The organism is Paracoccus sp. KR1-242, from assembly GCF_049446195.1.
Taxonomy (GTDB): domain Bacteria; phylum Pseudomonadota; class Alphaproteobacteria; order Rhodobacterales; family Rhodobacteraceae; genus Paracoccus; species Paracoccus broussonetiae.
In genome coordinates this window covers 280,048-289,957 of the sequence record NZ_JBMSED010000002.1, presented here as the reverse complement: position 1 = coordinate 289,957, position 9,910 = coordinate 280,048, and the positions used below count along the sequence as shown (strand labels likewise).

Annotated in this window: 7 protein-coding genes; all 7 read right to left on the bottom strand. The window is 66.4% G+C overall.

The annotated features are described in order from the left end of the window. Nucleotides 1–319: 319 nt before the first annotated feature. The 7 genes from ACO2Q4_RS04810 to ACO2Q4_RS04780 all read right to left on the bottom strand — a co-directional run bounded on the left by ACO2Q4_RS04810 (nucleotide 320) and on the right by ACO2Q4_RS04780 (nucleotide 9,753). Entirely contained in the window at nucleotides 320–1,417 is a 1,098-nt protein-coding gene (locus tag ACO2Q4_RS04810; protein ID WP_423317671.1) for a hypothetical protein, read from the bottom strand. Between the two features lie 148 nt (nucleotides 1,418–1,565). Then, the gene (locus ACO2Q4_RS04805; protein ID WP_311759377.1) at nucleotides 1,566–1,748 is read right to left on the bottom strand and encodes a hypothetical protein; all 183 of its coding nucleotides are present in this window, start codon (nucleotides 1,746–1,748) and stop codon (nucleotides 1,566–1,568) included. Nucleotides 1,749–1,939: 191 nt separating this feature from the next. Continuing rightward, a complete protein-coding gene (locus ACO2Q4_RS04800) occupies nucleotides 1,940–3,328 on the bottom strand; it encodes a hypothetical protein (protein ID WP_423317669.1) in 1,389 nt (462 codons plus the stop codon). Continuing rightward, nucleotides 3,325–4,413, bottom strand: coding sequence for a glycosyl hydrolase family 8 (locus ACO2Q4_RS04795; protein WP_423317667.1), 1,089 nt, complete (start codon nucleotides 4,411–4,413; stop codon nucleotides 3,325–3,327). Before ACO2Q4_RS04795 ends, ACO2Q4_RS04800 begins: the two co-directional genes overlap by 4 nt. Next, a complete protein-coding gene (locus ACO2Q4_RS04790; protein WP_423317665.1) occupies nucleotides 4,413–6,677 on the bottom strand; it encodes a cellulose biosynthesis cyclic di-GMP-binding regulatory protein BcsB in 2,265 nt (754 codons plus the stop codon). Before ACO2Q4_RS04790 ends, ACO2Q4_RS04795 begins: the two co-directional genes overlap by 1 nt. Continuing rightward, the gene (gene bcsA, locus ACO2Q4_RS04785) at nucleotides 6,674–9,010 is read right to left on the bottom strand and encodes a UDP-forming cellulose synthase catalytic subunit (protein ID WP_423317663.1); all 2,337 of its coding nucleotides are present in this window, start codon (nucleotides 9,008–9,010) and stop codon (nucleotides 6,674–6,676) included. The genes ACO2Q4_RS04790 and bcsA overlap by 4 nt, the downstream gene beginning before the upstream one ends. Beyond that, a complete protein-coding gene (locus ACO2Q4_RS04780; RefSeq protein WP_423317661.1) occupies nucleotides 9,007–9,753 on the bottom strand; it encodes a hypothetical protein in 747 nt (248 codons plus the stop codon). The genes bcsA and ACO2Q4_RS04780 overlap by 4 nt, the downstream gene beginning before the upstream one ends. Nucleotides 9,754–9,910: the final 157 nt, after the last annotated feature.

Here is a 9,910-nt window from a genome sequence, read left to right as displayed (position 1 = left end):
GACTGGGATCGGGCAGACGGAGGCGCACCGTGATACAAGAGGGACTAAACATCAAGCTGCCTGAAGCCGGTTCCGGGACTGCCATACAACACCCGCGCCAGCAAAAGGTTTCCAGCCGGGCGCTCAGATGGCGCGCGTGTTCAATTCCGTTCGGAAGCATCGAAGCGGCCCAAGGGCTGCGAACGGGGATGGCTCGGATCTTCGGCCCGCGAAGCCGCGCCGGAATGCGCCGCAAAATCATCCACCCCCCGGAACCGGGCCTGCGCCCTGGTTCCGGGGGGCTTCTTCAAATCGCCGCGTGGTCATTCGTCACCATGACCTAGCGACGATAGGAAAGTCCGCGCCAGATGTGGCCATTGTCCCGGTCGCGTCCCCCATGCACGGCGCCGATATAGGCGGCCGCGGCAGCGATCAGCGACGACGCCGCCAGAAGAAACGCGGTCAGGATGCCGGTGATCCGGGCCTGTTCCGCTGCGTCAGCCGCTTGCTGCTTGGCCTCGTCCAGACGCTTTTGCGCCTCGGCCTTGAGTTGTTCGGCCTGCGTCTTGGCATCCTCGATTCTTTGCTGCGCCTCTGCGCGAAGGGCCTGGGCCTTCTCGATCGCGTCGTTGACGCGCGCATCGACCTCTGGTTCCGTCGCGCCGGTAAGGGCGGCAACCTCCTGTCGCAGATAGCCACGGTCCTCGTCCGAGATTTCACCGCTGCGGACAATGTTGCCCAGAACCCCGACTATCCGCCTTTGGGATTGCGCCGGATCGGTTCCGCCATCCTGCGGTGACCCGCCAAGTGGACGCTGGCCCTGCGGGCGCAGCAGCGTGTCGGTGATATAGTCCAGGGGATTGCTTTGCAGACCTTGCGGCAGCACCTCCTCCAAGGTCGGCGCAAGCGCCTGGCCCGCGCCCTGCGCAAGGCTCCCGACCGCCTGCCCTGTGCCGGAAACCACGCCGCCCGCCAACTCGCCTGCGCCCTGGACCGCGCCGCCGACGACAGCCCCTGTCGCCTCGACTGCGGTCTTGGCGGCCGAGCCCGCGGCCCGCAAGCCGCCGGTCACGGCGGTCGTGGCCAAGGCGGCAGTGACGATCATGCCAAGCCCCCAGACCGCCAGACCGTTGATGCCGTCCCGGATCGCGACCTCGTCACTTGCGGCCGAGCCGACGGGTCGGCGCATGCGGCCCGCGATATAGCCCCCAAGGGCATTTGCGGCCACCATCGAGATGATGACGAACAGGGCCGTTACGACCAGCCACCACAGGCTGACGCCACCATCTTCGCCCACGGAAATCGACCCTAGCCCCAATGCCGCCGCAAAGGTCGTCAGCACGACGGCGACACCGCTGGCGACCACCCCGCCCGCGAAGACAGCCGACCAGTCGACATGGCTGCGGTTCGATCCGCCTTCGGGATATGGACCGGCCATCAGCGTAGCCCCAGAATTGAAAGAATGAACAGGACGACCACGACAAGGCCGACCAGATAGATGATCGAGTTCACTGCAATTCTCCTTCCGGCTTGGTTGAGAACAGGTCGTCAGAAATTCGCCTTCGGATCGCGCGGCCCGGCCACTGTCAGCAGTCTTCTTTCTTGTCCCGGTTCCCGCCCATCGCCGTGTCGGGCTTTGCGCCCTGCGGCCCGGACTTGAGGAATTCTTCGGGCTGGTGGGCCGAGCCGTCGTGCTTTCCCTGACCATTCTCTCGGTCGGGATTGGTCGCGGGATTGTCCTGCTCGTCGTCGCCATTCTTGCGGGTCATGTCGGATCCTCCGGGGCGCTGAACCCTGGAAGAAGGCAATTGTTCCCGGTGCGTGAAATGTCGAAGTCGGAAAGGGAAATCAGGGAAAGTATGCCGCCCCCGCCCGCCGCTTGCAGGCGGTGGGCCAATGACAAGCCTGCCCGGCGGGCGCGAGGGGGGCTGCCCCGCGCGCCGCGTTGCAGGGGCAGGTTTCAGTCCGCCGCGCGCAGTCCCCGCCGCGTTTCGTTCGTCGACAGTTCGTTGTTCAGGCGGGTGAATTCGGCCCGTGCCTTGGGACGCTGGTCGGCGTTCAGATAGGCATAGGCTCGCAGGATCGCGAGATCGCGACGAATGCCGCCGCTGACCTGTTCCAGCGCATCGAAGTAACGGATCGCGTCCCGATAGCGCCGTTCGCGATAGGCCTGCACCCCGCGCTGGTCCAGGATCTGGCGTTCGACATCGACGCGCTGCTGGCGCGTGAAATCGGTGGATGCGGCCAGGCGCGAGGCCTCTTCGGCCATGCCAAGTTTCAGATAGGACAGGGCCAGCCCATAGCGCGCCTCGCGCTGCTGCTGGGCGGTCAGGCGACCGGACAATGCGGCCTTGAAATCGGCCATCGCGTCCATGGTCCGGTCAAGGTTATAGACGCACCACGCCCGCTCCAGAACCGTTCCGGCGGCACGCGCATTTGCGGTCCGCGCCGCACATTGCGCCGGGGTCTCGCGTGAGCGGCGCGGGGCGACTGCCGCCCCGCCTTCGCGATCCGCGCTGCGCGCCTGCTGCTGGCGACGGGGTTGGGATTGCGGCTGCGCCTCTCGTGGTGCGGTCGCGGTGGGCGCGGATGCGGTGGGCGCGGGCGCGGCTGCGGCCTTGGGCGTCGCGGCAATGACCGGCTGGCTGCCCCCCCTGCCCGCCAGAAGCCGCTGCAAAAGCTGGTCATAGCGTGCCGCCTCGGCCGGGAAACGTCCGCTGACCTGGGCGACCATCGCGCGCAATTCGGTCTCGCTGCTGACCCCATCCGCCTTTTCGATGGTCGAGGCCAGATCGTTCGGATTGACGCAGGCCCCCAGGATCGCGCGATAGGTGGCCAGCGCCTCGGCCGAGTTTCCGGCCTTGCGCTGCCCATCGGCAATGCGCCAGGCATTGTCGATCCGGTCGCAGCGCAAAAGGCCGGGCGTGCGCGCCGCGACGGAACGCGCGGCGTCGACATCCCCGCTTTTCAGCGCGGCATCCAGCGTCTGCTGGCCCGAAGCGGTCTCAAGCTGGGTGGTCATGTCCGCGGGCGGGGTCCAGTTCGGATAATCCCGCCGCATCGCCGCCAGTGTCGCGCGCGCCTGGTCCAGCTGGCCCGCGGCGACCTGCTTGTAGAAGAGGTCGATCTCGGTGCTGGGGGAGCGGTTGGACAGCTGGCTCAGATCCGCAGGCGGCGTCCATTGCGGATATTTCAGCCGCAACCTTCGCAGCTCGGCATCCACCGCCGCGGTTTCGTTCCGCTGCAGATAGATGTTCAGCGCCAGAAATTCGTCCGGCGAAGGGGCGTCCTGCGCAAAGGCCGGAAAGGCGGCAAGCAGGGCGGCGGCAAGGAAGGTCGAACGGATCATATGGGCACGCATTGGGGATATTTCGTCGCCTGTGTGACCAGCGCCATCAGATGCAGGGTCGCCGGATAATAGGGTTGATCGGTGGTAAAACGCGGCATGACCGAACCGACGCCACCCGAGACCGCGCAATTGCTGAGCGCGGCGACGGCGCGATAACCGGCATGGGTGCTGCGTTCCAGCACCTCGCGGGTCGCGGGATCGAACACGACGGGGGGATTGTCCTCTTTCCACGCAGCCGCCGTCGCCTCGGCAAAATTCGCGACCGCCTTGGAGGAGGCATTCCCCGACCACAGGGCCATCAGCGGCACGCGGATCGCCTCATACCCGGACTTGCGCGAAAAGCTGTCGGGCGGGGGCACGGGGCCCTGGGCGGTTAGCGCGATCCAGTCCGGGACCAGCCCGCCTTGCGCCAGCGTCCCGATCAGCGCATCGCCCGCATCCGCCATCGCAGTCAGTTCACCGATCCCGGTTGCCGCTGCAATCTCGCGCATCGCGCGCGGCATGTAGTATGAGGGGTTCAGGACAACCTGCTCGGCCGTCCGGAACCCGGTCGCCGCCGGCAGCAGCAACAAGGTCCCGCCGCCATCGGGATGGGGCGCGGCGCAAAGCCGGACGATGTCCGCCGCAATGCGGGTCGCGCGCTCGACCAGGTCCGGGCGGCCCTGTCTGGCACCGGCAAGGACCATGCCCCAGGCGTGGAACAGATCCCCATCGGTGGCATTGTTGCGATCCTGGATCTGGGGGGTGGCATCGGGCAGCCAACGCCACGCCAGCAGTGCATCGTCGCGGACGGCAAGGTTGGCGTCGCTCCATCCCAGGATCGCATCGAACGCCGCCCGATCCTCGAACAACGCGGCAAGGGTCAGGCCATAGCCCTGCCCCTCGGAATGGCTGGCCGAGTTCTGGTAGCCGTCGATCACCCGCCCGTCATCGGCAAGGCACAGCGACTTCCACATCCGCCAGGATTCCTGAAGCGGGTGGTTCGCGTCGAAATACCCCGCCTCATTCGCCCCCCAGGCCCGATCGGCGATGGGCAATGCAGCGGCCGCGGCCAGTGTGCGGCACAGGAACGCCCGCCGGTCCATCAGCGCATCCTCCGCTTGCGGAACAACACCACCACTAGCAGTGCCGGGATGGTCGAGATCAGGCCAAGGCCCAGCAGGACCACCGTGAACAGGAACGGTGACCACGAGGCATAGTTGCCCAGCACCGGCAGCAGGTTCAGGGGCGTGACCGGCCCCTCCATCCGCGGAAGCTCGGCCGAGGACCAGACCTGCCACGTCCCGTCATTCGAGATCAGCACCGCCCTGCCCTCGCCCAGCCAGGCGTCGCGAAGGGTGTTCAGGGTCGCTGCCACGGTCTGGATCTGCGCACCGGGGCCCAGGACAAGTTGCAGCGTTCCGGGCTGATCCGGCCCGCCCGGCATCAGCAGCGCATCGCCCTTGCGGCCCTGCAGCCATTCGGACAACGCATCGTCCGAGGTCATGAAGGCCGCATTCTCGATCCGCTCGCGCTGGCGGGACAGCCAGCCGCCCAGCGAATGCCGGGGGTTGGCTTGGGTTTCGGCGGTAACCTGTTCCTGTGCCGGGGATGCTTCCTCTTCGCTCAGACGGAAGCGCGGCTCAGCGGGGGCGGCAGGGGTCTGGGTCGCGGGCGCTGCAGCGGCGGCCACCGGAAACAGCGCCTCCTGCAGCACGCGAACCGGCAGGTCAGAGCCCGATTGCGGAAGCCCCGCGATATCGACAAGGTCCAGCCGCACCTCCGCATCGGGGCTGTCGCCCGGCGCAAGCCCGGCCGCCAGTTGCGCGGCGAAAACCTGCATCCGGCGCGGATCGCCTGCATCGGGACTGACGGCGATCCCCGCGGGGGTCAGCCGCGACAGCCGGGTCGAGATGCCCGCAAGCCGCATCGCGGGCGAGGACGGAACCTCGATGCTGGTGTCCCTGGTGACGACCAGCATGTCCGTGCGGCGCAAGGGACAGGCGGAATCGCTTGGATTTCCGGGCACCATCATTTCGAAGCTCAGCTTGTTCAGCCCCGGATGCAGAAGCCGCGCGGCAAAGGGAACGGCCAGCGGCTCCATGATCTTGCCGCCGTCCCGGTCCAGCGGCAGCAGGCGGATGGTTTCGTCATTCATCTTGACCAGCAGCATCGCACCTTGCGGCAGGTCGGCGGCAAAGCCGTAATGCAGCTTCAGATGCGCCTTCTGGTTGGCCAGAAGCAGCCAGTCCGCGGGCAGCCGGAACGGCAGGTCGTGGCGGAAATAGTGGGTATTCCCGACGATGTCATCCGCGCCAAGATCCGCCAGTGTCAGGGTCTGGCCGGGGGGCAGCATGGGGGCCGGGTGCGGCGCGGGCAGCGCATCGGGCAGAATGGCACCCGCAAGATCCGGCAATTGGCCATTCGCGGTTTCGATCTGCAGAACGGTCGCGCCTCCGGCATCCTGGCGATAGCTGACCCGGCTTTGGTCAGACGCGATCAGCGCGACAGCGGCGCCGCCTGCCGAAGCGGGGGCATAGAATGACTGCACATTCAGCTGGCCCTGCCCCTGCATCGCAGCGCCAAGCGCGCCGGCCACGGCGCGCAGGGTGTCCGGTTCGATCTGCTGGTCCACGCGCAGGTCCAGCGGCTGCCCCGCACCGATCTGGTTGCCGACCGCCAGCGAAAAGATCCGGGCATCCGGCGGCAAGGCGTCCAGCGGGTATTCGGCCCCGCTGCGGGCAAGCTGGATCTCGGTCCAAAGCTGGAAACTGGCATCGGGTCCGCAAAAGATGCGGTGCGGCTGGCGGACGAGGATGCCGATCCTGTTCAGCCCCGGCTTCAGGTCCGGCGCGGGCACGCGCAGCGCGCCGAAGCCGTCGAAATTCTGCAGCGGCAGGTCGACCGGCGGGGCATCGTTGACCGTGACCTGCAGGGCGGCCGTATCGGGCAGCACGTCGATCGAGGAACGCACGTTCAGCACCAGTTCTTCCGGCAGGGGCACCCCCTCGGGAAGCAACAGGGAAAAACCGCTTTCGGCGACCTCTCCGGTCAGGCGGACCACGCCCGGCTGGGACAGGCCCGCCCCCATCACGATCGCGTGTGGCAGAGGCGCGGTCGGGCGCAGGCCCAGGAAACGCTGGCGATCAGGCGCTTCGGCCACCGGCTCGGTTCCGTCGCGCTGCGCCGGAACGGGCGCAAGCGCGGGCATCGCCGCCGGTCCCGGCGCGGGCGCGGGCGCGGGGCTGGCCGCTTCGGGCGGAGGGGTGATCTGGATCTCGGGCACGGGCTGGGCAAGGGCACCGCCAGCCAGCATCCCCCAAACCAGCGCCATCCGGCATGAGGACGACAGGAAGCCGCGCGGGATCATCCTCGGCCCTCCATCCCAATCAGGGCTTCAAGCGGCTGCGGCATGGCTTCGTTGCGATGCTCCTCGGTGTCGAAATCCGCACCGAAGGCCATCAGGTGCGCGGGCTTCTGGTCCATCTGCTGCGCACGCGCGTTCCGCCGGCGTCGTGCCGGTTCGTGCATGAAGTCCGAGATGGTCTTGGGGATCGAGGTCAGCATCAGCCCCACGATATACAGAAGCCCCGCCGTCAGGCCCTTGCCTTCGCGCGTGGCTTCGCGCTGCGCGAGCCAGGTTTCGCTGCTGCCGAAGATCAGCTGCGCCACGACCTCGCGGACGGCCATCGGCTGGTCCGGCAGGAAGCGCACCCCCAGCGTGGTGCCGTTCTGCGCGCTGTTCTGCAAGGCCAGGACCACCGCCCGCACATTCTGTTCCAGATGGGTGGCGTTCTCGAAACGCGGGCGGAAGGAAATCTCGTCCCCCTGCCGGATCATGCGGGCATCCTTGCCTTGCGGGGTCTGGTCCAGACGCAGATTCGCCCCGCTGGTAGATACGTCCAGCACGGTCCCCTTCAACGGGAAGGGACCGCAGTTGGCCCAACTGATGGTTGTCGGCACGCTGATCGAGATGCGCGGCGCACTGCGGCGCTGCTGCTTTTCCGAGACCGCCCGCAAGGACAGCGACACCAGAAGCAGGTTGATGACGGCCCAGACCCCCACGACCGACAGGACGCTGCGGTCGCCGGGAAAGGCGATCCAGCGCGCGACCAGCGCGATGACCCCTGCCAGCGTCAGGGCGAACAGCCCCAGAAGCGGCTTGTAGATCGGAGAGATATAGTTCTCGGCCAAAGTCTCGTCCTTGGCGGTGACCGCGAACTTGGCGGCGCGCGGGCGCAGGATGGTTCGGAAAATCGCGGTCGCCAGATAGGGCGCCTGCGCGATTTCATAGATTTCCGAGATCAGCGGCCATCGATAACGGGCAAAGATGCCGTTCTGGACCAGAAGCACGACCGCCATATAGCTCAGGACATAGGTCATCGCCTCCTGGAAGGTGGTGACGACGATCTCGACCCCGAAGAACAGATAGGTCAGGGGCGCGATGATATAGACCAGCCGGATCAGGGGAAAGAACCAGAAGGACATCGAGTTGATATAGCACAGCCGCTGCAACGGCTTCAGGCCGCGCCGGAACAGCGGATTCTTCAGCATCAGCATCTGGACCATGCCAGAGGCCCAGCGGCCGCGCTGCTGGATGAAGGACACGAAGGTCTCGGGTTGCAGGCCCGCGATCATGGCGCGGTCGATATACAGGCTGCGCCAGCCGCGCGAATGGATCTCCAGCGCGGTTTCGGCATCCTCGGTGATCGTCTCGCCGGCGAAACCGCCCACGCTGTCCAGCGCCTTTCGGCGCAGCACGGCGGCAGAACCGCAGAAGAACGCGCCACCCCAGCGGTCAAGCCCGCGATGGATCATGCCATAGAACATCTCGTTCTCGGGCGGGGATTTCAGGCCCAGGTTGCGCTGGATCGGGTCGGGGTTGATGAAGTGGTGCGGGGTCTGCACCAGAAACAGCTTTGGATCCTGCGCGAAATATCCGACGGTCCGCGCCAGAAAGTCCCGCGAAGGCACGTGGTCGGCGTCGAAGACCACCACCAGATCGCCGTCCAGCCGCTCCAGCGCGGCGCTCATGTTGCCGGCCTTGGCATGTTCGTTCTTGGCGCGCGTAGAATAGATCACGTTCAGTTCTTCGCACAGCTTTTGCAGCTCGGCGCGCCGGGCACGGGCGCGCGCGGCCAGCTCGGGGTCGGAAGAATTGCAGCGCTGGTCGGTGCCGCCGTCGTCGCACAGCACGACCCGCCGGCGCGAGGCGGGGTAGACCATGTTCTTGGCCGCCGAAAGCGTGATGCTGAGCATCTCGACCGGTTCGTTATAGGACGGGACAAGGATGTCGACGGTTGGCAGGTTCTCCAGCTCGACCTTGGGCGGCAAGCCGCGCTCCAGGGGGTCGGCGGTGATGAAGCCGCCCAGGAAGAACACCAGGATCGAATAGGTCTCGACCACCAAAAGCAGGACCGCGAAGACGAACGAGGCGCTCAGCTCGGGTTCCGGCAGGGTCGCGGTGACGCGCCAGAACCAATAGCGCAGGACCACGACGCTGGCGACGCCGACCAGCGCCATCCGCGCCGCGATATTCGTGGTGAAGGGCTTCAGGATCATCACCAGCAGAACGGCGACCACACCCAGCATCGCCTGCGCCATGTTCGACACCGGCGCGGCGCTGAGGATGAAGACCGGCACCAGCGCCAGCACCCACAGCGACATCAGCAGAAAGCGCATCGGACCATGGCCCTTCATCATCGCTGCCCTCCGGTCGTCGCCCTGGGCGTCAGGTTGCCGGTGGGGGCTGCCAACGGCGACAGCATCCGGCTGACGCCATCGGCGCCCCCGGCCCCCGGCGCGATGCCGATGCTGTTGGCCAGAAGCGGCGCCAGCGCGTCTTGCTGGCTGCCGTTGACGCAATTTCGAACGATGATGTCCATGATACCCGCCCCGCCCGGCAACTGGCGCATCCCTCCGTCCACGCGGCGGATCCCAAGGACGCAGTTGGTGCTTTCACCGACACTTTGGCCGGTCCAGAAATAGGTTCCGATCTCATCCTGGGCCTCAAGCAGATCGCCAGAGCCGAGATTGGTGAAGGGATGGGGCAAGCCCCCGAAACGGGCGACCAGATCCTCGAAACGCAGCCTGCCCAGGTTCGAGGATCCCGCCCGCGTCCGCAGAAGAATAATGTTGTCGCCAGAGACGCCGGACGCATTGGACAGCCCGATCTTCTGCTCGGTCTCGGCCCCGAGATTGCGCTGAAGCACGCTGCGGGTATTGGCGGCATTCACCCATGCCTGACTGTTCGGAACCGCGACAAAGGGAGAGCGCTCCTCGATCTGGCTGCGCGTCAGGCCAAAGGTCTGCGGATCGGTGCTGCACCCGCTTGCAACCGCTGCCGTCAGGGCCAGCGCCAGCACAGGCCGGCACTTACCGAATATTGCAAGACGACGCCCAGACTTTCGCCCCATGCCACGATCGCGAACATCCCGAGCCGTCATCTTGTCTCCTTGCGTAACCGTTGCTGACATTAGCAAGCCCGGCACCGGGCCTCACCCTTGGGAAAGCACAATGTGGAAAGATTGTGGCATTAAGGACATGTTCACGCGCAGATTGCAGCGCGCTGCATGTCCAATCCACTGCATGGCGGCAGTTTAT

Excerpts from the sequence above, each read along its gene's own strand:
- ACO2Q4_RS04790 (WP_423317665.1), bottom strand. The coding sequence starts at position 6,677 with ATGATCCCGCGCGGCTTCCTGTCGTCCTCATGCCGGATGGCGCTGGTT.
- ACO2Q4_RS04810 (WP_423317671.1), bottom strand. The coding sequence starts at position 1,417 with ATGGCCGGTCCATATCCCGAAGGCGGATCGAACCGCAGCCATGTCGAC.
- bcsA (WP_423317663.1), bottom strand. The coding sequence starts at position 9,010 with ATGATGAAGGGCCATGGTCCGATGCGCTTTCTGCTGATGTCGCTGTGG.
- ACO2Q4_RS04780 (WP_423317661.1), bottom strand. The coding sequence starts at position 9,753 with ATGACGGCTCGGGATGTTCGCGATCGTGGCATGGGGCGAAAGTCTGGG.
- ACO2Q4_RS04800 (WP_423317669.1), bottom strand. The coding sequence starts at position 3,328 with ATGATCCGTTCGACCTTCCTTGCCGCCGCCCTGCTTGCCGCCTTTCCG.
- ACO2Q4_RS04805 (WP_311759377.1), bottom strand. The coding sequence starts at position 1,748 with ATGACCCGCAAGAATGGCGACGACGAGCAGGACAATCCCGCGACCAAT.
- ACO2Q4_RS04795 (WP_423317667.1), bottom strand. The coding sequence starts at position 4,413 with ATGGACCGGCGGGCGTTCCTGTGCCGCACACTGGCCGCGGCCGCTGCA.